Below are 24,100 nucleotides of genomic sequence, written 5' to 3' on the forward strand. Positions count from 1 at the left end.
CGCACGACGAAAGGACGGACTCATGCGTGTGACATCCGGTTCACGGGGCCTTCGACGGACCCTCGCAACCCTCGTGGCGCTCGGCGTCGGAGCCACGGTGCTCGGGATCCCCCCGGGGTCGCAGCCGTGGGGCGACGCCGCCTCGGCCGCTGCGCGGGTGGACGGAAGCACCGAGGCTACCGCCGCGGCCTCGTGCTGGGAGATCAAGCAGGAGTTCCCGCGGGCGAAAAGCGGGGTGTACTGGCTCTCGACCCCGGAGATGGTCGGTCCTGAGCAGTTCTACTGCGATCAGGAGCGCGAGGGCGGTGGATGGGTGCTGATCGGGCGCGGGCGCGAGGGGTGGTCTGCAGCGAATGCGGGAGTGGGCGAGGTCGCGGAGGTGCGCAGCGCCGTCACCGGCCCGTCCGCGTTCTCGCCGCGGCAGCTCTCATCCGAGACGATCGGGGAGTTGCTCGGCGGGCAGCGCGTCGATCAGCTCCAGGACGGCGTGCGACTCGTGCGCGCGAAGAACCAGGGGGGAACGAGCTGGCAGGAGGCGAGCTTCACCTTCGCGACCCCGCGCGGAGACTGGAGCTGGCAGTTCGAGAACGACCAGCGCGTGCGATCCTTCACGATCGATGGACGGACGAGATCCGGGGGCGTCACTCGCGACTTCGGGAGCGATAGCTCCTATCGACGGGTGTCCTCCACGACCGGTGCGACCCAGGGATGGCAGGGCGGCTTCGGCTTCGGCCGCCTCGTGCGCGGCAACCCGAGCGACTCGAGCTACCTCTGGTCCAAGGACACCCGCAGCGGGTATGCGAGGCCGTTCACGCAGGTCTATCTCCGACCGAAACTCAAGAGCGGCGACCTCTTCGCGCCGATCCCGGACTCCGGCACCCCCGCCCGCACGGGGACGACGGTCGTCGACTCGCTCGCCCTGCCGCAGCCCTGGAGCGTGACCGGCCTCGGCGCCGGACCGCAGAGCCTCGAGGGCTTCAACGAGGCCGCAGCATTCACCGAATCCGGTGGCCGCGTGTTCGTCGGCGGCAACTTCACGGCGGTGCAGCGCACCGCGGCCGGCGCGGGCAAGGCCGATCAGCGCTACCTTGCGGCGTTCGATCGCGACTCGGGCGAGTGGGATCCAGCATTCCGTCCTCGCTTCGACAACGCCATCCGAGCACTCGCAGAGCTCCCCGGGGGCAGAGTGGCCGTCGGGGGATACTTCACGAGGGTGAACGACGAGCGCCACCAGGGTCTCGTCGTTCTCGACGCCGTGACCGGGGAGATTGACCGGCAGTTCACGGGGAGGCTCGTCAACCGGCTGAGCGGGGGCGTGCCCATCGTGCGCGCGCTCGACGTGCAGGGCGACTGGCTGTATGTCGCGGGGTCCTTCACCCACGGCCTCGGCGGGACGGTCGCGAACGAGCAGTACATGCGCGCGGCCGGGCGGTTCAGCGTGCACGACGGAACACCCGATCACACGTGGAACCCCGAACTGAACGGCACCGTCGTCTCCATCGACGCCTCGGAGCGGGAAGACCGTGTCTATCTCGCCGGATACTTCACCGCGTCACGGGGGCGCACCGCGAACAAGGCTGCGGCGGTGACCGCGGTGGGCAACGATCTCTTCACCTGGCGACCGCAGTACTCCGCGTCGAATCGCAGCGGGTATCAGCAGGCCGTGCTCGAAGTGGGGGACCGGGTCTGGCTCGCGGGCTCCGAGCACTCGCTCTTCAGCTTCTCGCGAGATGACTTCACGCGGCTGAGCGGCTCGATCGGGCTGCCGGGAGGCGACTTCCAGGCGCTCGCGGCCGCCGGTGACGCCGTGTACGGGGGTTGTCACTGCTTCGGAGATCAGTACGAGGGCGCCTTCACCTGGCCCAACGTCGGCAGCGCCTGGAGCGAGGTCAACCCCATCTGGGGCACGGGCGCGTGGGACGCCGCCACGGGGGAGCGCATCACGGGCTTCAACGGCTCGTTCAGCAACTATCGGGGCGCCGGCTCCTGGGCCCTGTTCGTCGACTCCGCCGGGACGCTCTGGCAGGGCGGCGACTACTCCCACTCGACCGACGCGCGCTACGCGAAGCAGTGGTCGAGCGGCTTCACCCGGCAACCACTGCGCGATTCCCAGGCCCCGAGCACGCCGGCGCGCTTCGGGATCGAGCGCGCGGGCGACGAGCTCGTGTTCCGCTGGGATGCGTCGAGCGATGATCGCGGGGTGAAGGCGTACCAGCTCCTGCGCGAGGACCGTGTGCTCGCGACGGTCACCGGGACCGAGGCGACGCTGCCCGCGGAGGAGCCGGATGCGAGGTACTTCGTGCGCGCGATCGACGCCAGGGGGAACGCCTCGGCTTCGACAGCGGCCACCCGCGTGGGAGAGGCCACGGAGCCTGACCCCGAGTCGCCGGAACCCCTCCCGGTCATCGACGCGGGATCGGAGTGGTCGTTCGCATTCTCCGCGAAGCCGCTCCCCGCGGACTGGGCGGCCCCCGGGTTCGACGATTCTGCGTGGGATCGGGGGCCCGCGCCGTTCGGCTGGGGGCACGCCGACATCGCCACGAAGCTGGAGGCCGACACCCCGAAACCGCTCGTCTCGGTCTACCGGAAGACCTTCGAGATCGAGGACGCGGCCGCGGTCTCGCAGCTGCGCCTCACGACCCGCGCCGACGACGGCATCGTGGTGTACGTGAACGGCGCGGAGGTTGGCAGGGCGAACGTGAGCGATCCGCTCGCGGGCCACGGCAGCTATGCGGACAGCTCGCCGAACGCTCAGGCCGCCCTGGCCCATCCCGTCGTGATCGACGTTCCGGCCGAGCAGCTGCGCAGCGGCGCGAACACGATCGCGGTTTCGGTCCACTCCGGGTACCGGCTCACCTCGAGCCACAGCTTCGAGCTCGAAGCCGTGGCCGTGCCGCGCGCGACCCGGGGGTAGCCGGTGCCGGGAACGAGGCGATGGAAGTACCGGGAGGCGGTAGCTCAGCTCGATCGGGCGCAGAAGCGCGGCGAGGGCGTGCCTGCCTACATGCGCTGGGTGAATCGCTGGGTCGGGAGGCGTCTCGCCGCCCTCGCGGCGGTGGCGGGCTGCTCGCCGAACGCGGTCACGCTCACGAGCGGGCTCGTCTCCCTCGTGGCTCTCGCCTGCCTCGTTTGCGTGCCTTCCGCGGTGCTCGCGGGTGTGCTGGCGGCGATCCTGCTCGCGCTGGGCTTCGCGCTCGACTCGGCGGACGGCCAACTCGCGCGGCTCACGGGCGCGGGCGGGCCCGCCGGCGAGTGGCTGGACCACGTGGTCGACGCGGCTCGGGGCCCGCTCGTGCATCTCGCGGTCGCCGTGGGGATGCTTGCCCGCGGCGCGCTGCCGCCGTGGTGGGCGCTCGTTCCGCTCCTCTTCTCGGTGCTCGGCTCTGCACAGTTTCTGAGCCAGATCCTCGCGGAGCAGCTGGCGCTGCGCAGCCGGATCTCGGGGCCTTCCGGGACCGATCGGGCCGGCCCGTGGCGATCGTTCCTCCTGCTGCCCGTCGACACCGGGACGCTGTACTGGAGCTTTGTGCTGTGGGGCTTCCCGCTCGCGTTTGCGAGCCTGTACAGCTTGCTCTTCCTGGTCAGTGCCGCCTACGCGGTCGTTTCCATGCGCCGGAAGTACCTGGCGCTCGCGGTTCCGGCATGATCGGCCGCCCCTCGGTTCACGGCTCGATCACGAAGCCCGTCACGGGCGTGCCTGCCCGCTGGGCCTCCCGGGCAAACCAGCTGAGGTCGTCCGTCAGGGCCGTCCGCGGCCAGCACACGACGAGCGTCGCGGTGCTGGTGCGCAGGGCTGCCAGGCAGTCTGCACGGCTTTCGGTCGCCCGCAGGGTGCCGACGGTGAAGTATCTCGACGCCGCCCACTCCAGGGCAGCCGCGGCCGTCGACTGGGATTCAGACCTCCGCGCATCGAACACGAGGACCGGGCCGTGGCCCGCGCCGACCTGCAGCAATTGCTCACGAACGACGCGCATCTCCTCGCCGGCGGCCTGTTCGGAGAGCGGTTGCCCGAGCTCTCCGGTGAGTTTGGCGAGGAGGGGAGCGCCGAGGGCCTCCGCAATGTCGGCCTCGGTGCGGAGACGATGGTCGAAGGGGTCGCGGACGAACGCGAGAACGATGCCGAGCACCACGCCCGCTCCGGTCCCGGTGCCGAGGGTCAGCCAGATCCCGGGGGACAGCTCGCGCGGCGAGTCCTCGGCGGGAGTGATGATCGCACCCCCGGTCGTGTCGACGTTCGCGAGCGCGATGCGGTGGGTGAGGAGGCTGTCGAGCTCGACCTGCACCTGCTGCTGCAGCGCCGCCGCCCGCCCGCGTTCGGCCTCGTCCGCGTCCGACGCCGCTGCCGCGGTGTTGGCCTCGACGAGCTCCTCGTTGAGGCGTTCGATCTGCTCGTTGACATGGGTCTGCATCTTTTGCAGGCGGGCCTCGGCCTGCGCGCTGCGGTACTCGAGATACGCCGTCGCGACGGCGTCGGCGCCCTTGGTGGCGAGCGCCTCGCTCGGGCCCGTGTACGACACTCGCACGACGGTCGCGTCGCCCGGGGCCTGCACCGTGGAGTCGCGTCTGAGCTCCCAGGGCGTCGGGTCCCCTCCGAGCGCCTTCGAGGCGCTCTCCGCGACCACGTGCGAGCGGGCGATGTCGGCCTCCGTCTGGGGGTCGATGAGGCTCGCGGCGTTGCGCTGCTGGCTGAACGGCTCGGTGGAGATGACATTGAGGCTCACCGTGGTGGTGGCCGTGTACGAGTGCGGGCCGATGAGCAGGATGGCGGCGGCCACGAGGAACCCGGCGGCCGTCCCGATCAGGACGCACAAGCGCTGTCTGCGCAGCACCCGCACGTATTGCCAGAGCCCAAGCGATTCGTCGATGTGTTCGGCACGAGACATGAGAAAACCGACCTCCGGGGAAATGCCTGATGTTGCAGTGTCCCCCCAGACACCGGTTTCTGTTCTCCAGCCTATGTCATCTCCGGGAGAGCCATGAACCGCCGCAACGACCGCGCCATCGGGAGCCGCGCCAGCGCGACGGTCCTGCCGAGCTGGCCGCTCACGCTCATGATCGCGGGGCTGCCACTGTGGTGGTTCTCTGGCCTCGCGGAAATCGTCTGGATCCCGATCGCCGGCTGCATGGCGGCGCTCATGCTGCGTCGCGGCCGGATCTCGATCCCGCGCGGCATGGGGCTGTGGCTACTCTTTCTCGTGCTCATGCTGGTCTCGGTGATCGGCATTGACAGCTCGGGCCGGCTCCTCGCCTTCGGGTATCGCGCGCTGCTCTACCTGTCGGTGACGGTCGTGTTTGTCTACGTGCTGAACGCACCTGAGCGCCTACCGATGCGCACGGTGCTCGGCCTGCTCACCCTGCTGTGGGTCTACACGTGGATCGGCGGATACGCGGGGATCCTCTTCCCGGAGTTCGCCTTCGCCACGCCGCTCGCCTGGGTGCTGCCAGACGCACTGCTCTCGAACGAACTGGTCGGCGAGATGGCGATCCGGCGCACAGCGCAGTACAACCCGGACGGGCACCTGGAGCTGGCGCCCCGCCCGTCCGCGCCGTTCCTCTATACGAACTCGTGGGGGAGCGTGTACTCGCTCACGCTGCCGGCGGCGGTGGCGTACGCGGGCGAGCTCGGGCGCGGGCGGCGATTCCAGGGGCTGCTCATCGCCTTCCCCGTCTCGTTTGTCCCGGCCGCGTTCTCACTCAATCGGGGGATGCTGCTCGGGCTCGGGGTTGCGGGAGCCTACCTCCTGCTGCGATTCGCGCTCGCGGGCCGGGCGCGGGAGGTGCGGGCGCTCGGCGGCGTGGGGATCGTGGGCTTCGTCGCCGTGTTCCTGCTCGACCTCCCCGAGCGGCTGTCGGCGCGGACGGAGGTGAGCGCCTCAACGACGACCCGCTCCAACCTCTACCTCGAGGCCTGGGAGCGCACCCTGCAATCGCCGCTGTTCGGATACGGCGCCCCGCGGCCCTCGCAGGTCGCAGAGCCCGCGGTGGGAACGCAGGGGCAGGTCTGGATGGTGATGTTCTCGCACGGGCTCCCCGCGCTCGCCTGCTTCCTCCTCGCGCTGGTCTGGCTCGTGCTCGCGACGGCGAGATGGCGCGGTCCGCACGTGCTGGTGCTGCACACCATTCAACTCGTCACGCTCGTCGAGAGCTTCTTCTACGGGCTGCTTCCCCACGGGCTCATCGTGTCGTTCATCGCGGGGGCCGCGGCCCTGCGAGAGGGCGCGCCGCCGCGCGCCCGCGATGACGCCCGGACTACGCAATCAGTGCCGATGCGCCGCAGGCGCGGCGTGCGTACGGTGAGGGAACGGGGACTCGCTCGGAGCGCGTCGAGGCCCAGAAGGGTCAGTGCGCCGCGAGAAGCTGGCGGGAAGGGGAGGGCATGATGCGGGTCGGCTACGCCGCTGGAGCGTTCGACCTCTTCCACGTTGGGCATCTGAACCTGCTGCGACAGGCGCGCCTGCACTGCGACACCCTCATTGCCGGGGTGGTGAGCGATGAGATGCTCCTGCGTGCCCGCGGGAGATCTCCCGTGATTCCCACCGAGGAGCGGGCCGAGATCGTGAGCCACATCGACTTCGTAGACGAGGTGCACATCGAGCGCACACCGGACAAACTCGACGTGTGGCACGAGGTGCAGTTCACCCACTTCTTCAAGGGCGACGACTGGCAGGGGACGCGGAAGGGGCAGCGCCTCGAGCGCAGGTTCGCCGGGGTCGGGGTGCAGGTGGTCTACTTCCCGTACACCTCGTTTACTTCGAGCACGGAGATCCGCCGCGCCCTCGATGAACTCGGCGCATTCGGCCGCGTGAGCAGCGGGCGTCACTCGGCCGCCGCGTAGCCCGGTGCCTACTTCCCGCCGACGACGGGGAAACTGCCCGTCGGGGTCTCGCCGTCGTCGTACACGCTATCCGGCGCGCCGATCAGCTTCGGATCGGGGGTCCCCACGACCTCATGGTCCTTGTTCGGGTAGTCGAATCGCGACAGCACCCAGCGCATCGCCTCGAGGCGGGCGCGCTTCTTGTCGTTCGACTTGACGACGGTCCACGGCGCCTGCGGGGTGTCCGTGTAGAAGAACATCGCCTCCTTCGCGGCCGAGTAGTCGTCCCACTTGTCGAGGCTCGCGAGGTCGGTGGGGGAGAGCTTCCACTGCTTCACCGGATCGAGCGAGCGCGACATGAAGCGCTCGTGCTGCTCGGCCTTGCCGACCGAGAACCAGAACTTGATGAGGTGCGTGCCCGAGTTCACGAGCATCCGCTCGAACTCGGGGGCGGAGCGCGTGAACTCGAGATACTGCTGCGGCGTGCAGTAGCCCATGACCCGCTCGACCCCCGCACGGTTGTACCAGGAGCGGTCGAAGAGCACGATCTCGCCGGCCGAGGGCAGGTGCTGCACGTAGCGCTGGAAGTACCACTGGGTGCGCTCGCGCTCCGTCGGCACCTCGAGGGCGACCACGCGCGCGCCGCGGGGGTTCAGGTGCTCGGTGAAGCGCTTGATCGCGCCGCCCTTGCCCGCGGCGTCGCGGCCCTCGAAGAGGATCACGATCTTCTCGCCGGACTCCTTCACCCACGCCTGCAGCTTCAGCAGCTCGATCTGGAGCTTGTGCTTCTGCTTCTCGTATTCCTTGCGCGAGATCTTCGTGTCGTAGGGGTAGCCCTGCCGCCACGCGGCGTCCGGGCCGTCGTCCGAGGGTCGGTCGCGCCCGAGGAGTTCTCCGATCTCGTCGATCTCGGGGGTGACGTCGATCTGGCCGGGATCGGCCATCTCAAAAACGTCGGAGCTCTGCTCGTGGGGTTCGTTGGCCATGCGGGGCGCCTCTCCGGACGCGCGCGTGCGCGTTCCACCTTCAGTCTAAAACGACGGTGGGACCTGGGGACGACTCATTTTCTGGCGGCTGCAGGAGCTGCGGATCCGGATCCGGATCCGGGTCTGGTCACCGCACGAGCCGCGCGATGGCCGCCGAGGCCTCCTCGAGCTTGTCGATCGCCACCTGGCCGCCCTCCTCGGCGGCCGACGCGACGCAGTGGCGGAGGTGGTCGTCGAGGAGCTCGAGCGCGACCCGCTCGAGGGCCTTCGTCGCCGCGGACACCTGGGTGAGGATGTCGATGCAGTAGACGTCCTCCTCGATCATCCGGTGGACGCCCCTGACCTGGCCCTCCGCGCGGCGGAGCCGCTTCAGGAGCTGATCCTTGTGGTCGATGTAGCCGTGCGTCTGGTGCCCGCACGCCTCGCCGTCGGCGCCGGTGGCAGCGCCACTGTCAGCGCCGATGTCCCCGCCCGCCTGGCTGGCCATCTCTTCGCTCATGCCAGCACCCTACACGCACGCGGCGAGGGATGGTGCGAGCCGCAGTTCCTCCCCGGATCAGGGCCCGCGCCGGCGGAGCAGCTGCGCGGTCCCGCCGACGAGCAGAACGCCGACGGCGGTCCAGATCGCGCCGTAGATGAACCACTCGCCGCCCTCGATCCGCTCGCCGTTGAGCATCGAAGCGACGACGAGGAGCGCGGGCTCAAGGTAGCTGAGGAGGCCGAAGATGCTGATCGTGAGGAGGCGCGAGGCGGCGACGTAGAGGATCAGGGCGACGCCCGTCCAGAGCGCGAAGAGCGGGCCGGACCAGACGAGGGCGGGATTCGCGGCGATCGCAGCCCCGTCGGCGAGCTCCCGCCCGAGGAAGATGACGGCGAGCGGCGCGACGAGCAGGAACTCCCAGAACATGCCGCCGATGTGGGCGGTCCCGACCGCCCGGCGGAGGACGAAGTACGCGGGATAGCCGAGCGCGACGAGGAGGGTCTCCCACGAGATCCCGCCCACGCGCACGATCTCGAAGATGACGCCGACCGCCGCGATCCCGGCCGCAAGCCAGTGCCACCAGCTGAGCCGGTCCTTGTAGAGAAACTTGCCGATGATGACGAGAAAGAGCGGCAGCAGGAAGTAGCCGAGCGCGACCTGCAGGCCGCGGTCGTGGAGGGGTGCCCAGCTGAACACCCAGAGCTGCGCGCCGATGAGCAGGCCGCAGGCGAGAATCGGGAGCACCAGGATCGGCTTTCGCCTGATCCGGGCGGTGATCTCGACGACGAGGTACCACTGCCGCACCGCGAGGAGGACGAGCGCGATGAGCGGGATCGCGATGAAGTTGCGGAGCGCCCAGATCGACTCGGCCGAGGCCGGGGCGAGCATCGGGGTCACGAAATAGACGCCCGCGAACGCAACCGATGAGCCTACGGAAGCGAGCGCTCCCCGTGTTCCCTGGCCGTGGCCCCCCTGCACCCCTTACAGGTCGATCGCGCCGATGACTTCGCCGTAGGGCGTCTCGCCGACCGGGACGAACCCGATGTGCAGGAAGAACTCCTCCGGACCGTCCTCGCCGCGCTCCCAGAGCACCGTCAGGCGCTCGACGCCGCGCTTGCGCGCCTCCTGGATGAGTGCTTCGACGGCGAAGGTGCCGACGCCCATGCCCTGGGCCTCGGCGTCGACGTTGATCCGCCAGAGCGCCGCGCGGAACTCCTCTTCGGGCGCGTCGGGATCGAAGTTGCCGTGGATGAAGCCGACGACTTGGTCGTCGTCGAGCACGACCCGCTGCCACGCGCTGTGCGCGGGCGTGACCGCCGCAGCAGCTGCGTACGAGACAGGCGTGATGAACTGCTCCTGGCCGGGCTTCAGGCCGAGGCTGTTGACGGCGACGATGGTCGCGGCGGAAAGCTCTTCGAGTCGGAGGGCGCTCATGGGTACAGGCTAGCGCTTGTCCGCCGGTTCGCAAGCCCCCCACCTGCGGATTCACTGCGCGAACGAGCCCCCGATTATCTCGATGTCGAGACACCGCGTGGATCTCGGCTAGACTGGATCGCGGTCCCATCGGGCCCAAGAACGGGCGCGCCGTCAACCGTCGCGCGCCCGCGAAGACAGCGCGCGGCGCCAGCAGGGCCACGCGCCCCCGAGCTCATCACATCACGACACTGGGAGTAGCGTTGGCGAAGATCAAGGTTGAAGGCACGGTCGTCGAACTCGACGGCGACGAGATGACGCGGATCATCTGGCAGTTCATTAAGGACCGCCTGATCCATCCGTATGTAGACGTCAATCTCGAGTACTACGACCTCGGGATCCAGCACCGCGACGAGACCGACGACCAGGTCACGGTCGACGCGGCGAACGCGATCAAGCGCCACGGCGTCGGCGTCAAGTGCGCCACCATCACGCCCGATGAGGCGCGGGTCGAGGAGTTCGGCCTGAAGAAGATGTGGCGCAGCCCGAACGGCACGATCCGCAACATCCTCGGCGGCGTTGTGTTCCGCGAGCCGATCATCATCTCGAACATTCCGCGGCTCGTCCCGGGCTGGAACAAGCCGATCATCATCGGCCGCCACGCGCACGGCGACCAGTACAAGGCGACCGACTTCAAGGCCGGCCCCGGCAAGGTGACGATCACCTTCGAACCCGAGGACGGCTCGGAGCCCCAGAAGTTCGACGTCGTCACGCTCCCCGAGGGCGGCGGCGTGATCCAGGGCCAGTACAACTTCAACGACTCGATCCGCGACTTCGCTCGCGCCTCGTTCAAGTACGGCCTCTCGCGCAACTACCCCGTCTACCTCTCGACGAAGAACACGATCCTGAAGGCCTACGACGGCCAGTTCAAGGACATCTTCCAGGAGGTCTTCGACGCCGAGTTCAAGCAGGAGTTCGACGAGCGCGGCCTCACCTACGAGCACCGCCTCATCGACGACATGGTCGCTTCCGCCATGAAGTGGGAGGGCGGCTACGTCTGGGCGTGCAAGAACTACGACGGCGACGTGCAGTCGGACACGGTCGCGCAGGGCTTCGGCTCGCTCGGCCTCATGACCTCCGTGCTCATGACGCCCGACGGGCAGACCGTCGAGGCCGAGGCGGCCCACGGCACGGTCACCCGCCACTACCGCCAGCACCAGCAGGGCAAGCCGACCTCGACGAACCCGATCGCCTCGATCTTCGCCTGGACGCGCGGCCTCGCCCACCGCGGCAAGCTCGACGGCAACCAGGATCTCATCGACTTCTCGCAGACCCTCGAGGACGTCGTCATCAAGACGGTCGAGTCGGGCAAGATGACGAAGGACCTCGCGCTCCTCGTCGGCCCCGAGCAGCAGTGGCTCACGACCGAGGAGTTCCTCGCGGCGATCGACGAGAACCTGCAGCAGCGCCTGGCCTAAGGGGCGGCTCGCAGATCGAAGGGCGTCGGCACGGTGTGCCGGCGCCCTTCGGCGTTCCTGCATTCGCGTCGACTCGCCTCGACTATCCCGCGGGAAGCTGGCGAGTGGTCGACTCGCGCACGGTGAGCGTCGCCGGCGGCACCGTCATGCTCCCCGTGACCTTGCGGCCCTCCGCGAGTTGCACGGCAACCTCCACGGCGCGCTGCGCGGCGCCCTCGGGGTTGAGATCGAGCGTCGTTACGGACGGGCGCGAGAGGCGATTCTGCGTGGCCCCGGATCCGGCGGCGACGAGGAGCGCCTCGGGGACGCGGATGCCCGCCTCGATCGCCGCGCGCATGAGCCCGGCCGCGTGGCGGCCCGTCAGGCAGAACACCGCGTCGGGCCGGGGCGCCCTCGGGTGGACGAAGAGGCGGAGCACGGCCTCCGGGCCGATGCCCTCGCCGTCGACCTCGGGGAACGACTCCATGATGGGATCCTGCCCGTTGGCCTCGCACCATTCGCGGTATGCGAGCTCCGATTGCAGGTTCCAGGCGTTGCGGTCGGTGCCCGAGACGAGCGCGATCCGTTTCGCCCCGGCGTCGCGCAGGTGCTCGAGCATGAGCACGGTCTCCTCGCGATCGCGGGTGGCGAGCTCGACGAACTCGCCGGGTCGCGCCGGATCCGCGCCGACCGCCACGAACGGGATGCGCTTCTCGGCGAGGAGCGTGAGCACGGGGTCGTTCTCGAACGGTTCCGAGACGATGTACGCGTCCGCCGCGAGCGCGCTGAACGGCGCCCCGGGCCTGGTCGGGTCGTCGACGAGCATCATGCTGTAGCCGTGCTCCATGGCGGCGAGCGATGCGGCGCCGGCCATCCGGAGGAAGTAGTCGACGCCCGTGGGGAGGAACGTGTCGAGGCTGTGCAGCGGCCGGATCACGAGCGCGAGCAGGCCGAGGCGGGAGTTCTGGAGCCCGCGAGCCACCGGGCTCGGCCGGTAGCCGATCTCCGCGGCGATGCGTTCGATGCGCTCGACCGTCTCCCGGCGGACGACGCCCTTGCCGTTGAGCGCGTGCGAGACGGTCGTCGGCGACACGCCTGCGGCCTTCGCCACATCCTTGATCGTCGGTCGTTCGCTTCGCTGCACCCCGTCAGGATAGCGCGAGTGACGGCGCTCGGTACTCCGCTGCGGGGGTGAAATGGCGCGCCGCGCCCGGTCCGAGGCGCCAAAACCAAACCGTTTTTCACAAATCGTTTTGGGTGCTAGGATCCTGCGTGGGTCTTCGTCCCGCGAGTCGCGGGTCGCGGGAGATTCAACGACGAAACTTCGAACGAGGAGAACTACATGACTCACGGAAAGGCGAGGGCCCTCATCGCCCTTGTGGCCATTTCGGGTCTCGCGCTTGCGGGCTGCGCAACGGGCAGCCGAGGCGGCGGGAACGCGGGCGGCGCGGACGCGGAACTCCTGCAGGTCACCCCTGCAGCGAAGTCGGAGGCCGACAAGGTCACCTGGAACTCGACCTACGGCGAGCTCGCGAGCCTCGACCCGGTCAAGGCGTTCAACTACCCCGAGAACACGATCGTGGCGAACCTGTGCGAGTCGCTGTTCCAGATGCAGCCGGACTTCTCGGTCACCGAGAACCTCGCGACCGGCGCCGAGCCGAACGCCGACAGCACCGTGTGGACGATTGGGATCCGCGACGACGTCACCTTCTGGGACGGCAAGCCCATGACCATCGACGACGTGATCTACTCGCTGAAGCGCCACCTGGATCCCGCCGAGGGCAGCTACTGGGGCGGCGGGGTCGTCGACAACATCGCCGACATCACGCAGACCGGCGACTGGGAGATCACGATGACGCTCAAGGCGCCCGACGCCCTGCTGCCGTCCTCGCTCTCGACCGTGATCGGCACCGTCGTGCAGCAGGAGCAGCGCAAGGCCGCAGGCGAGAACTACGGCAACCCCGAGACCGGCGTCATGTGCACGGGGCCCCTCCAGTTCACGCCCGGCGACTGGAAGCAGGGCCAGTCGATCACGCTCAAGCGCTTCGACGACTACTGGAACGCGGACAAGCGCGCGAAGGCCAAGGAGATCGAGATCGGCTTCGTCGTCGATCCCACCGCGATCTCGAACAGCCTGTCGACCGGCGAGGTCCAGGGCTCCTACGACGTCCCCCTGCCCGCGCTCGGCGAGCTCGGCGCGAGCTCGAACGGCACGCTCTACGCCGGCGAGGGCCTCCAGAACATGGCCATCATCTCGACGGGCAACGGTGCATTCGGCGACCCGGCCGTGCGCCTCGCACTGACCCGCGCTTCGGATCGCTCGGCGATCGCCGAGACCGTCTACGAGGGCACCGGCGACGCCTCGCGTTCGATCGTGCCCGAGTCCGCTTGGGGCCTCTACCCCGAGGTCGCCAAGCAGCGCGACGCCGAGCTTCCCGACCTGAGCTACGACATCGAGGCGGCGAAGGAAGCGCTCAAGGACGCGAAGGTCGACACCTCGAAGCCGATCAAGATCGGATACCCCAGCGAGCGCGGCTTCTACGCCGACATCCTCAACGAGATGGCGAACGGTGCGAAGGAACTCGGGCTCACCCTCGAGCCCACGGGTGTGCCGAGCGCGCAGTTCGGTGCCTTCTTCTCGGACGAGGCAGCGCGCGAGGGCTTCGACGGCTTCGTCACCACGAACTACCTGAGCGCCCCGGAGCCGCTCCTCCACCTCATCAGCATCGCGAAGACCGGAAGCGACCAGAACTACTCCGGGTTCTCGGATCCCGCGGTCGACGCCGCGCTCGACGCCGCGCTCGCAGAGACCGACGCCGACAAGCGCGCCGAGCTCACGGTCAAGGCCGAGGCCCTGATCATGGAGCAGCAGCCCTGGGTCCCGATCAACGACCTCAATGTGCGCCTGTACATGGACAAGTCGATCACGGGCGCGCCCGCTTCGTTCGTCTACCTCTACTACCCCTGGGCGGCCGACCTCGGCTCCGCCGAGTAGGGCCTGACCCCGCAGGGAGGGATCGTCCATGATCTACGTGTTCAAACGGCTCGGCGCGCTCGCCGCCGTGCTCGTCGTGTCCAGCTTCATCGTGTTCGCGGGAATGTATCTCGCGCCCGGAAGCCCGGAGCAGTTCCTCGTGCAGGGACGCACCGTGAGCCCGGAGGTGCTCGCCGCAATCCGGGCGCAGTACGGTCTGGACGATCCCTTCCTCGTGCGCTACTGGAACTGGTTCCTGCAGGTTCTGCAGGGCGACCTCGGTCGTTCGCTGCTCACGCAGCAGGACGTCACGGGCCTCGTCGCGTCCCGGCTGCCCACCACGCTCTTCCTCGCCGCGTTCGCCGCCATCCTGATCGTCGTGTTCGGCGTCGGCCTCGGCGTTCTCGCCGCGACGCGCTCCGGCGTCTTTGAGAAGCTCGTCGTGTTCGGCTCGAACCTCGGCTTTGCGGTCCCCACCTTCTTCGCGGCGCTCATCCTCATGTTCCTGTTCGGCTCGAACCTGGGATGGTTCCCGGTGTCCGGATCCGGATCCGGCTTCGCGGATCGCATCTGGCACCTCACGCTCCCGGCGATCGCGCTCGCGTTCCCCGGCATCGCGGTCGTGGCGCGCATCACGCGGACCGCCGTGCGCGAGGAGCAGGGCTCGGAGCACGTCATCATGTCGATCGCGCGCGGCGTGCCGAAGCGGGTCGTGCTCTGGCGGCACACGATCCGGAACTCGATGCTGCCGGTCACGACCGTCATCGGCACCAACATCGCCGGCCTGCTCGCGAGCGCCTTCGTGATCGAGTACGCCTTCACGCTCGACGGCATCGGCTCGCTGCTCGTGAACTCCGTGCAGAAGAAGGACTTCGCGGTCGTGCAGGCGATCGCCCTGATCATGGTGCTCGCCTTCGGGCTCATCAACCTCATTGTCGACCTCCTGTACGCGGTCATCGACCCCCGCGTGCGGCTGAGCAAGGGAGCAGGTGCGCGATGAGCGACCAGAAGTTCAAGCCCGCTCGGAACACCAACACCCGAGCGCAGGACACCGTGGCGGTCCAGCTGATCCGGAAGCACCGGAACGATGTCCCGATCACCGGGTGGCGCCTCCTCGCCAGGCGCCTCGGCCCCATCGGGATCGCGAGCCTCGCGATCATCGTGCTCGTCATCCTGATGGCGGCCTTCGCGCCGCTCATCGCTCCCTACGACCCCTACGAGGGCAGCGTCACCGCGAGGCACGAAGCGTGGAGCCTCGCACACCTCATGGGCACGGATCAGTCCGGCCGCGACATCCTCTCTCGCATCGTGTGGGGTGCGCGCACGAGCCTCATCGGCCCGACGATCGTGATCCTGATCACGGCGTTCCTCGCGACGACGCTTGCGCTGACCGCCGTCTGGTTCGGCGGCAAGGTCGACGCGCTCATCAGCCGCGTGCTCGACATCCTGTTCGCGTTCCCCAACATGCTCCTCGCGATCCTCGCGGTCGCGATCTTCGGGCCGTCGCTCATCACGGCGTCGATCGCGCTCGCCATCGGCTTCACGCCGTACTCGGCCAGGGTGATCCGCTCGGTCGCGCTGCGCGAGCGGAACCTGCCGTATGTGTCCTCCGCTCAGCTGCAGGGGATCTCGGGTTTCCTCATCACGGCGCGACACATCCTGCCGAACGTGCGCACCCAGATCCTCACCGGCATGACCATCAACTTCGGCTACGCGATGATCGAGCTCGCCGCGCTCTCCTTCCTCGGGCTCGGCGTGCAGCCGCCGACGCCGGACTGGGGCCTCATGGTCTCGAACGGCCAGGCCTCGCTCCAGCAGGGCTACTGGGAGCAGAGCGTCTTCGCCGGCCTCGCGATCGTGATCACCGTCGCCGCCTTCGGGTACGTGGGCGAGCAACTCGGCGGACGACGTGCCGCAGGAAGGATCCGCTGATGCTGAACGTGAACGACCTCGTGCTCACGGTGACCGACCCGGACACCGGCGCCGAGACGGAGATCCTCCACGGCAACTCCTTCGAACTGCGCCAGGGCGAGGCCCTCGGCCTCGTCGGCGAGTCCGGATCCGGGAAGTCGATGACCCTGAAGTGCATTCTCGGGATCGAACCCTCCGGCGCGCGCGTGGACGGCACCATCGAGCTCGACGGCGCCGACCTGCTCGCGATGCAGGGCGAACAGCTGCGCCGGGTGCGCGCCGAGGACCTCGCGCTCATCGCGCAGAACCCGCACGGAGCGCTCAACCCGGTGCTGCCCGTCGGCCAGTTCCTCATCGAGGGGATGAGCGACGCGCGCACCCTGCCGCGGGCCGAGGCGGCGCGGCGCGCGGCCGAGCTGCTGAGGGAGGTGGGGATCGACGACGCGGAGCGCGTCATGGCCTCCTTCCCGCACCAGCTCTCCGGCGGGCTGCTCCAGCGCGTCGTCATTGCGGGCGCCATCTCTGGCGAGCCCAAGCTCCTGCTCGCGGACGAGCCCACGACCGCCCTCGACGTCACCACCCAGGCCGAAGTGGTCGCGATCCTGGACGAAAAGCGGCGCGAGCACGGCCTCTCGATGATCTTCGTGACGCACGACCTGGATCTCGCCGCCGCGGTCTGCGACCGGCTCGCCGTGATGCGTAACGGCGAGATCCTGGAGATCGGCACGCCCGAGGACATCCGGGACCGGCCCCAGACCGAGTACACACGAAAGCTGATGGAGGCTCGCCCCATGCTCTACCCTGAGGGTCACCCGGCAGCCTTCCTCGCGGAAGGCCCGAACGGGGAAGGCACGAGCCAGGCGACCGCGAAGGAGGGGGAGCTGTGAACCGCAACGCAGACGCGATCATCGAGGTCGAGCACCTCAGCCGGACCTTCCACCTCGGGCGGAAGGCGAGCGTTGCCGCGCTCGACGACGTGTCGTGCGAGCTGCGCGAGGGCACGTGCCTGGCGGTCGTTGGAGAGTCCGGATCCGGCAAGTCGACGCTGGCCCGGGTCATCGTCGGCCTCGAATCCGCAGACTCCGGCACCGTGCGCATCGCCGGCACCGAGGTCAAGCCGACGACGGCGCGAGCGCAGCTGCGCGAGCGCGCCAAGCTCGTGCAGATGGTGTTCCAGGATCCGCAGGGCTCGCTCAATCGCTCCCTCGCGGTCAGCGCAACAATCGACGAGATGCTCCGGGCCCACCGCCCCGACCTCGACGCCCGGGGGCGCCGCGCACGCGTGCTCGAGCTGTTCGACGAGGTGGGCCTGACCGAGCGGCACGCGGACGCGAAGCCTGCGGCGCTCTCCGGCGGGCAGAAGCAGCGCGTAGCCATCGCCCGCGCGCTCGCCGCCGAGCCGCGCATCATCGTGCTCGACGAGGCGGTCTCCGCGCTCGACGTCTCGGTGCAGGCGCAGGTGCTCCAGCTGCTCAAGAAGCTCCGAGACGAGCACGGGCTGTCCTACCTGTTCATCACCCATGATCTGTCGGTCGTGCGCGACATCGCCGACGACGTCGTGGTGATGCGGAAGGGGCGGATCGTGGAGCGCGGCACCGTCGACGCGGTGCTCGACGCGCCGCAGGATGCCTACACGCAACTGCTCATCGCCTCGGCGCCGCGGCCCGGCTGGCGGCCGCGGCGCGGCATGCGCGACGCGCTCCTCGGGGCGACGGGGTAGAGGCCGGGACTCGAACACTGATCAGATGGACCAGGAAGAACACATGACTCACACACCAGATCGACTGCACATCGACGTGGCGGGCGACACGGCGCGCACCCGCGGGCTCCAGCGCGGCGAGGCGCTGCGGGACACCCTCGGAGAGGCCCTGGTCGCGTACGAGCGCTTGTTCCGCGCCGCGGGGGTCTCTGAGGAGGCCCAGCGGGCGGGCGCCGAGCAGGTGCTCGACAACATCGAGGCGTGGCGTCCCGCGTTCGTCGAGGAGCTCGCAGGCGTCGCCTCGGGATCCGGGCTGAGCATCGAGGCGGTCGCCGCACTCAATGCGCGCACCGAGATCCTCGCGCTCGGACGCAAGGGCGCCGCCGAGTGCTCGACCGTCACCGCCCTCATCGACGGGCGCCGGATCGGTGCCCAGACCTGGGACTGGCACGTCGAACTCGACCCGTACTGGCACACCCAGCGAGTGAGCGGCGCGAAGTTCGCCTTCGCCGGGCTCACCGAGCAGGGGATCCTGAGCAAGATCGGCGTGAACTCGGCGGGCCTCGCGCTCCACTTCAACATCCTGGGGCACGCGGGCGATGGCACGAGCGGGATCCCGATGCACGTGCTCAGCGCCGCGGTGCTCTCCGAGTGCGCCACGGTGGCCGAGGCGATCGAGCTCGTGCGGGAAGCACCCATCGGCTCGTCCTCCTCGTTCACCATGCTGGATGCGGATCGCGCGGTGTCGCTCGAAATCAGCCCGGTCGGCGTGTACGAGCTCGCCGAGCGCGACGGCAGCGTGCAGCGCATGAACCACTTCCTCAGCGCGGAGCCGCTGTCGGAGCAGAAGTCCGAGCTCTACGAGCCAGACTCGTCTGAGCGGCTGAGCCTCGTGCGCTCCCGCCTCGCCCACGGACTGCCAGACAGCGAAGAATCCCTGATCCGGCTGCTGGAATCCGCGGAAGGGGAGGCGCCGCTCACCTGCCGCCCCGACATGGCGCTGCCGTACGGCGAGCACTGGGCGACCCTTGCGACGATCGTGACGGACCCCGAGGCGCGCGCGATCCGGATCCTGGACGGCATGCCGCCCGAGGCCGAGACCGGCACCTGGCGCGAGCTCGAGGTGTAGCGCCGCGCGGCGCCGGCCATGCCCTGCCCCTGGGAAGAGTTGACCCAAAGTGACGCCTAATCGCGATTAGGCGTCACTTTGGGTCAACTCAGAGGGGAGCTTCGCGCACCGAGCCCGTCGAGTCGGCCGGAAGGCCCCATTCGCGCGGTCGAGTCGGCTGTAAGGCCCCATTCGCGCGGCTGAATGGGGCCTTCCGGCCGACTCGAGCTGTGGCGCGCCGCGCTGCGGCCCCTCCCCGCGCTGCGGCCCCTCCGCGCGCGGCCGGGCCGGGGGCCCCGGAAGAGTTGATCGAAAGTGACGCCAACCGACGGTTAGGCGTCACTTTGGGTCAACTCAGGGGTGGTGCGGGTCAAGGATGTGAGCTGGTGCGGGATCCTGCGCGGTCCCTGCCCCGTGCCTGCGGTCGAGTCGGCCGTAAGGCCCCAATCGTGGGGTCGAGTCGGCTGTAAGGCCCCATTCGCGCGGCTGAATGGGGCCTTCCGGCCGACTCGAGCTGCGGCGCGCCGCGCTCAAGGCCCTCCCCACTCGGCCGGGCCGGGGGCCCGGAAGAGTTGACCCAAAGTGACGCATAATGGCGGTTAGGCGTCACTTTCGGTCAACTCAGCGGAGGCGGAGGCGGGGGCGGGGGCCGAATCAGGCGCAGGGGCCGCCAGGAGCTCGCGGACGCGCGGGATCACCTCGGTCGCGTATAGCTCGACGCTGCGCATGAGCTCCGCGTGGGGCATGCCGCCGTTCGCATACTTCAGGTCGAAGCGGTCGGCGCCGAGGGTGCGCACCGTCGCGGCGATCCGGCGGGCGACGGTCTCCGGGGAGCCGACGTAGACGGATCCGGAGTCGGCCTCCGCCTCGAAGTCCTCGCGGCGGGCGGGGCCCCAGCCGCGTTCCGCCCCGATCCGGTTGCGGTTTCGCGCGAAGTGGGGCCAGAGCGCCTCGCGGGCGGCCTCATCGCTCGAAGCGATGTGTCCCGGCGAATGTACGCCGAGCGGCATGGGATCGACGCCGAGCTCCTGCTGCGCCTCACGGTAGAGCTTCGCGAAGGGGAGGAAGCGCGAGGGCTCGCCGCCGATGATCGCGAGCATCATGGGGATGCCGACCTGCACGGTGCGCAACACGGAGTGCGGGCTTCCGCCGACGCCGATCCAGGCGCGCACACCGCCCTCCTGCTCCGTCTTCGGGAAGACCTCCTGCTCAACGAGCGGCGAGCGCAGCCGCCCCGACCAGGTCACGGGGCCCTCGCCGCGGAGTTGGGCGAAGAGCTCGAGCTTCTCCGAGAAGAGCTGGTCGTAGTCGGAGAGGTCGTAGCCGAAGAGCGGGAACGACTCCGTGAAGGATCCGCGGCCGAGGATCGCCTCCGCCCGGCCCGAGCTCACGCCGTCGAGGGTCGCGAAGCGCTCGTAGACGCGCACGGGGTCGTCGCTCGAGAGCACGGTCACGCCCGTTCCGAGCAGGATCCGTTCGGTGCGGGCCGCGATGGCCGCGAGCACGATCTCGGGGGAGCTGATTGCGAAGTCGTCGCGGTGGTGCTCGCCGAGGGTGATGGCGTCGACGCCGAGCGAATCGGCGAGGACCGCCTGCTCGACGACGTCGCGCAGGACCTGCGCGTGGGGGCTGCGGGATCCGTCGGGGGCGAGCGTGACGTCGCCGAAGGTGTCGAGGCCGAGGATGAGTTCTGCGGGGCTCGCGCCCGCGACCGCCCGGAGCGGGGCGGGTGCGGTGAGCGGGGTGCGCTGGGCGGCGCCCGGGGATGCTGTCATGCCCGAAGCAACGAGAGTCGGCTCGCTGCTATTCCGCTCCGCAGGGTGCCGGAAAGCCAGGGTGCCGGAAAGAGGGGCGTCGGAAACCCGCCCGGATACCCCGCCCGCGCCGCTAGTGCGCGCGCGCCGAGGCGACGAAGCCGACGGCCGCGGCCGCGATCCCGAACACCGCGGCGATCGCCCAGTGCACGCCGAGCGCGAGGAGCGCCGCGACCGCGGCGGCGATGAGGAGGAGCTCGAAGAGCGCCTGGCCGAAGCGGTCGACGCGCAGCACGGGGCGCGGCGAGAGGAAGAGCGCCCAGAGCAGCACGGAGAGCACGAGGAGGCCGAGTCCCGTGAGGATGCCGGGGAAGGGCAGTGGCCACGCGAGGAAGCCCCAGACCGTCACGATCACGACCGCGAGGAGGTGAAAGATCGACCGCAGAAGCTGCAGGATCATGCTGGAACGGGTCGAGGTCTGGGGGGAGGCGCTGGTCACCCCGACAGTCTACCCGGCGCGGGATCCCCGGAATGCCGCCGGTGGTCCAGCGGCCCGCTCGCAAAGTGGTCCATTGGAGATGGTTCATATAGCTTCGAAGAATGAACCAAAGGGGCGACGTCGGCGCTGCTCGCAGCGCCCGGGCCGTGCGCGTGCTCCGCGCGGACGGCGGCTTTAGCGCGCCCGTCGACGTCGCATGGAGTGAGCGCGGGATCCGGATCGCCGAGCCGGAGGCCGGGCGCGCGCCCGAGTCGCCCGAGCGCTGGCTGATCCCAGGCCTCGTCGACGCCCACGCGCACCTCGCCTGGCACGACGTCGACGCGGCAGACCGCGCTCGCCGAAACCCCGCCGACGCCGCGCGCCTCACGAGCGCTGCGCTCGCGGCCCTGCTCGCGGCGGGATTCACGAGCGTCCGCGACGCGGGCGGCCTGAGCGCCGCGGCGCTCGCTGGCGCGGGCCCGGGGGCGTCGCTTGCGGGCCCGGGAGCCTCGCTCGCGGCCGCCGGGGCCACGGCGAGCCCGCTTCCCCGAGTGCAGCTCTCCGTCACGCTCATCGACCGCGCGGTCGCCGACGCGGCCGGAGGCGTGGCGCGGGCCGCCGAGCGCGCCCTCGACGCCGGCGCCCGCTGGGTGAAGCTCGTCGCGACCGCGGGCGTCGCCTCGCCCGCGGGCACCGGACTCGACCCCGTATTCAGCGCCGCCGAGCTGCGCGAGGCCGTGGCCGTCGCCGCCGAGCGGGGTGCCGGGGTCATGGTGCACGCCTGGGGCGGCCGCGCCATCGACGACGCCATCGAGGCCGGCGCGCTCAGCATCGAGCATGGGATCTTCCTCACCCCCGATCAGGCGCGACGCGGCGCAGAGCGCGGGGTTACGCTCGTGCCGACGCTCCGGATCTACCGCGAGGTCCGCGACATGATCGACGAGGGTGAGCTGCCCGAGGCCTTCCGCCCGCGCGTCGAGGAAGCAATCGCCGCGCACCCGGGCGCGGTGCGCATCGCGCGCGACGCTGGCATGCCGATCGCGCTCGGCACCGACTCCGGCACGCCCGCGCAGCACGCCTCCGGATGGAGCGAGCTGGACGCGCTCGTCGCGGCCGGTCTCGAGCCGGGCGAGGCGCTCCTCGCAGCGACGGTCGCGGGCGCGGCGCTTCTCGCGAAGGTCGCAAGCGGTGCTCCGGATCCCGCTCCGGATCTCGCCCCGGCACAGGATCCCGCCCCGCACCACTTCCCCGACTTCGCCGACGCTGTGCTGCTTCGGCGCGACCCCCGGGAGCCGGGCGCAGCCCGGGATCCGGAACTCATCGAGGCCGTCGTGCTCGACGGCGTCACCCACTCGGCCGAGGCGCTTCGCGCCGCGGCGCGCGGCCTCCGCGCATCCCACCCTCGAAAGGACGAGCAGTGAATTCCACTCCACACAACCAGCGCCCCGCGCGCCGCGGCATCGCGGCGGCGGCCGCCGTGCTCGCGGCCGGCCTCCTCCTCTCCGCGTGCGGAGGCGGATCGGGCGCGGGCGGCGCTGGCGATGCGGCCGGCGAGCCGGTCGCTGGCGGCACGCTCACGTTCGGCCGCGTGGCCACGGTCACGGACCTCGACCTGAATCAGCAGATCACCGCGAACAACGCCTTCGCGATCGACAAGATCTTCGAGCCCCTCGTGAGCTTCGACGCCGACGGCAAGATCGTGCCGTGGCTCGCGGAGTTCTCGGAGAGCGACGACGGGCTGAGCTACGTCTTCACCCTCCGCGACGGCCTGGCGTTCTCGAACGGCGACCCGGTCACGCCCGAGGACGTCGTCTTCTCGCTCAACCGCCACATCGAGGTCGAGGGCCCACTCCCGCTCTCCGCGCCGATCCAGGCGATCGAAAAGTCCGGCGAGAACGACGTCACGATCACGCTGCGCGAGCCCTACACCCCGTTCCTCTCGGAGCTCGCGGGCTTCTCGAACGGGATCTTCCCCGCCGACTTCGGCGGCAAGACCGCCGAGGAGTTCTTCAAGTCCCCGATCGGCACCGGCCCGTTCGCGGTCGACGAGTGGGATCCGAACGGCGACCTGAGCTTCGTGAAGAACGAGCACTACTGGCAGGAGGGCAAGCCCTACCTCGACGGCCTCGTCTACAAGTTCGTGGCCGACGACACGCAGCTGCGCCAGCAGCTCGCGGCGGGCCAGCTCGACGCGATCGACACGGTCCCGGCCGCGAACGCCGCCGAGGTCGAGCAGGCCGGCGACACGAGGCTCTCGAAGACCGCGGGATGGTCGACTGAGCAGGTGTTCTTCAACACCCAGCGCGAGGAGTTCGCCGATCGCCACGTGCGCCGCGCGATCGCCCACGCGCTCGACCGCGAGGGCATCACGAAGGCCACGACCTTCGGCACGGCCGAGGTCGCGAACGCCCTGCTCCCGCCGACGATCACCGACTCGGCGAACGACCCGGGCGTCGCCCTCGACTTCGACGTCGACGCGGCCAAGAAGGAGCTCGCCGAGTCGAAGTACCCCGACGGCTTCGAGGTCACGCTCATGATCCCGAGCGGCAACGCGCAGCGCGCGCAGATGGCCCAGATCGTGCAGGAGTCCCTGGCCAAGATCGGGATCCAGGTGAAAATCGAGCAGCTCGACATCGCGGTGTTCCGCGAGCGCTTCTTCGCCTACGACTACGACTTCATGATCAACAGCGGCCAGTCGGACGCCCCTGATCCGAACGGCTTCATCACGTTCCAGGCCGACCCCGAGGGCTTCAGCAAGTCCTACTGGACGCACTTCACCGACGACCGGGTCACGAAGCTCATGCACGAGGGCCGCACGACGCCGAACGGCGACGAGCGCACGGAGATCTACCGCGAGATCCAGAAGATCCTCGCGGAAGAGGCCCCGTACATCCCGCTCTTCTTCCCCTCGAACCTGAAGGCGACGACGGACGAGGTGCACGGCTTCGAGGTGCTCCCGAACGGTAGCGTCCGCTTCGAGAACGCCTGGCTCACGCCCGCGAAGTAGCCGCTGAGCGGGTACGTA

21 protein-coding genes are annotated in these 24,100 nt (G+C 69.7%); 13 read left to right on the forward strand and 8 right to left on the reverse strand.

Features of this window, described 5'->3' with window-relative positions:
• Positions 1 to 22 precede the first annotated feature (22 nt).
• Entirely contained in the window at positions 23 to 2,914 is a 2,892-nt protein-coding gene (locus ACOPJ3_RS03680) for a fibrinogen-like YCDxxxxGGGW domain-containing protein (RefSeq protein WP_427870482.1), read from the forward strand.
• A 3-nt stretch (positions 2,915 to 2,917) separates the two neighbouring features.
• Positions 2,918 to 3,646, forward strand: coding sequence for a CDP-alcohol phosphatidyltransferase family protein (locus ACOPJ3_RS03685; RefSeq protein ID WP_427870483.1), 729 nt, complete (start codon positions 2,918 to 2,920; stop codon positions 3,644 to 3,646).
• Positions 3,647 to 3,662: 16 nt separating this feature from the next.
• Here ACOPJ3_RS03685 and ACOPJ3_RS03690 read toward each other — a convergent pair whose 3' ends face one another.
• The gene (locus ACOPJ3_RS03690) at positions 3,663 to 4,883 is read right to left on the reverse strand and encodes a YveK family protein (protein ID WP_427870484.1); all 1,221 of its coding nucleotides are present in this window, start codon (positions 4,881 to 4,883) and stop codon (positions 3,663 to 3,665) included.
• A gap of 93 nt (positions 4,884 to 4,976) precedes the next feature.
• Between ACOPJ3_RS03690 and ACOPJ3_RS03695 the strand changes: the two genes are divergently transcribed.
• Both ACOPJ3_RS03695 and ACOPJ3_RS03700 read left to right on the forward strand, forming a co-directional pair.
• Positions 4,977 to 6,380 carry an O-antigen ligase family protein gene (locus tag ACOPJ3_RS03695; protein WP_427870485.1) on the forward strand — a complete coding sequence of 468 codons (1,404 nt, stop codon included), beginning with the start codon at positions 4,977 to 4,979 and terminating at the stop codon, positions 6,378 to 6,380.
• Positions 6,377 to 6,835: an adenylyltransferase/cytidyltransferase family protein gene (locus ACOPJ3_RS03700; RefSeq protein WP_427870486.1), complete on the forward strand. Its 459-nt coding sequence runs from the start codon at positions 6,377 to 6,379 to the stop codon at positions 6,833 to 6,835. The genes ACOPJ3_RS03695 and ACOPJ3_RS03700 overlap by 4 nt, the downstream gene beginning before the upstream one ends.
• A gap of 8 nt (positions 6,836 to 6,843) precedes the next feature.
• Here the strand turns inward: ACOPJ3_RS03700 and ppk2 are convergent, their stop codons facing one another.
• From ppk2 to ACOPJ3_RS03720, 4 genes are all read right to left on the reverse strand, one after another.
• Positions 6,844 to 7,800: a polyphosphate kinase 2 gene (gene ppk2 / locus ACOPJ3_RS03705; protein WP_427870487.1), complete on the reverse strand. Its 957-nt coding sequence runs from the start codon at positions 7,798 to 7,800 to the stop codon at positions 6,844 to 6,846.
• 127 nt (positions 7,801 to 7,927) lie between these two features.
• Positions 7,928 to 8,287, reverse strand: a complete 360-nt coding sequence (locus ACOPJ3_RS03710) for a metal-sensitive transcriptional regulator (protein ID WP_427871169.1) — start codon at positions 8,285 to 8,287, stop codon at positions 7,928 to 7,930.
• A gap of 69 nt (positions 8,288 to 8,356) precedes the next feature.
• The gene (rarD, locus tag ACOPJ3_RS03715; protein WP_427870488.1) at positions 8,357 to 9,259 is read right to left on the reverse strand and encodes an EamA family transporter RarD; all 903 of its coding nucleotides are present in this window, start codon (positions 9,257 to 9,259) and stop codon (positions 8,357 to 8,359) included.
• Between the two features lie 3 nt (positions 9,260 to 9,262).
• Positions 9,263 to 9,715: a GNAT family N-acetyltransferase gene (locus tag ACOPJ3_RS03720; RefSeq protein WP_427870489.1), complete on the reverse strand. Its 453-nt coding sequence runs from the start codon at positions 9,713 to 9,715 to the stop codon at positions 9,263 to 9,265.
• Between the two features lie 242 nt (positions 9,716 to 9,957).
• Here ACOPJ3_RS03720 and ACOPJ3_RS03725 point away from each other — a divergent pair, with 242 nt between their 5' ends.
• Positions 9,958 to 11,172 carry an NADP-dependent isocitrate dehydrogenase gene (locus ACOPJ3_RS03725; protein ID WP_427870490.1) on the forward strand — a complete coding sequence of 405 codons (1,215 nt, stop codon included), beginning with the start codon at positions 9,958 to 9,960 and terminating at the stop codon, positions 11,170 to 11,172.
• Between the two features lie 82 nt (positions 11,173 to 11,254).
• Here the strand turns inward: ACOPJ3_RS03725 and ACOPJ3_RS03730 are convergent, their stop codons facing one another.
• Positions 11,255 to 12,295, reverse strand: a complete 1,041-nt coding sequence (locus ACOPJ3_RS03730) for a LacI family DNA-binding transcriptional regulator (RefSeq protein WP_427870491.1) — start codon at positions 12,293 to 12,295, stop codon at positions 11,255 to 11,257.
• A 198-nt stretch (positions 12,296 to 12,493) separates the two neighbouring features.
• Between ACOPJ3_RS03730 and ACOPJ3_RS03735 the strand changes: the two genes are divergently transcribed.
• From ACOPJ3_RS03735 to ACOPJ3_RS03760, 6 genes are read left to right on the forward strand one after another with little or no spacing between them, the layout of a single operon-like run.
• Positions 12,494 to 14,146, forward strand: coding sequence for an ABC transporter substrate-binding protein (locus tag ACOPJ3_RS03735; RefSeq protein ID WP_427870492.1), 1,653 nt, complete (start codon positions 12,494 to 12,496; stop codon positions 14,144 to 14,146).
• Between the two features lie 28 nt (positions 14,147 to 14,174).
• Complete coding sequence (locus tag ACOPJ3_RS03740) at positions 14,175 to 15,125, forward strand: ABC transporter permease (protein WP_427870493.1); 951 nt, start codon at positions 14,175 to 14,177, stop codon at positions 15,123 to 15,125.
• Positions 15,122 to 16,057, forward strand: a complete 936-nt coding sequence (locus tag ACOPJ3_RS03745) for an ABC transporter permease (RefSeq protein ID WP_427870494.1) — start codon at positions 15,122 to 15,124, stop codon at positions 16,055 to 16,057. Before ACOPJ3_RS03740 ends, ACOPJ3_RS03745 begins: the two co-directional genes overlap by 4 nt.
• On the forward strand, positions 16,057 to 16,923 hold the full coding sequence (locus ACOPJ3_RS03750) for an ABC transporter ATP-binding protein (RefSeq protein WP_427870495.1): 867 nt from the start codon (positions 16,057 to 16,059) through the stop codon (positions 16,921 to 16,923). The genes ACOPJ3_RS03745 and ACOPJ3_RS03750 overlap by 1 nt, the downstream gene beginning before the upstream one ends.
• Positions 16,920 to 17,756 (forward strand): ABC transporter ATP-binding protein, encoded by an 837-nt coding sequence (locus ACOPJ3_RS03755; RefSeq protein WP_427870496.1) that lies wholly within the window; start codon positions 16,920 to 16,922, stop codon positions 17,754 to 17,756. Before ACOPJ3_RS03750 ends, ACOPJ3_RS03755 begins: the two co-directional genes overlap by 4 nt.
• A 43-nt stretch (positions 17,757 to 17,799) precedes the next feature.
• A complete protein-coding gene (locus ACOPJ3_RS03760; protein WP_427870497.1) occupies positions 17,800 to 18,864 on the forward strand; it encodes a C45 family autoproteolytic acyltransferase/hydolase in 1,065 nt (354 codons plus the stop codon).
• A gap of 578 nt (positions 18,865 to 19,442) precedes the next feature.
• Here the strand turns inward: ACOPJ3_RS03760 and ACOPJ3_RS03765 are convergent.
• Both ACOPJ3_RS03765 and ACOPJ3_RS03770 read right to left on the reverse strand, forming a co-directional pair.
• Positions 19,443 to 20,618: an LLM class flavin-dependent oxidoreductase gene (locus ACOPJ3_RS03765; protein WP_427870498.1), complete on the reverse strand. Its 1,176-nt coding sequence runs from the start codon at positions 20,616 to 20,618 to the stop codon at positions 19,443 to 19,445.
• A 112-nt stretch (positions 20,619 to 20,730) separates the two neighbouring features.
• Positions 20,731 to 21,096, reverse strand: a complete 366-nt coding sequence (locus tag ACOPJ3_RS03770; protein ID WP_427870499.1) for a DUF2568 domain-containing protein — start codon at positions 21,094 to 21,096, stop codon at positions 20,731 to 20,733.
• Between the two features lie 101 nt (positions 21,097 to 21,197).
• On the opposite strand from ACOPJ3_RS03770, the gene ACOPJ3_RS03775 reads away from it, so the two are divergent.
• Positions 21,198 to 22,496: an amidohydrolase family protein gene (locus tag ACOPJ3_RS03775; RefSeq protein ID WP_427870500.1), complete on the forward strand. Its 1,299-nt coding sequence runs from the start codon at positions 21,198 to 21,200 to the stop codon at positions 22,494 to 22,496.
• Positions 22,493 to 24,082: an ABC transporter substrate-binding protein gene (locus ACOPJ3_RS03780; RefSeq protein WP_427870501.1), complete on the forward strand. Its 1,590-nt coding sequence runs from the start codon at positions 22,493 to 22,495 to the stop codon at positions 24,080 to 24,082. Before ACOPJ3_RS03775 ends, ACOPJ3_RS03780 begins: the two co-directional genes overlap by 4 nt.
• Positions 24,083 to 24,100: the final 18 nt, after the last annotated feature.

The sequence above is a fragment of the Leucobacter luti genome (genome assembly GCF_050310065.1).
GTDB lineage: Bacteria > Actinomycetota > Actinomycetes > Actinomycetales > Microbacteriaceae > Leucobacter > Leucobacter luti_B.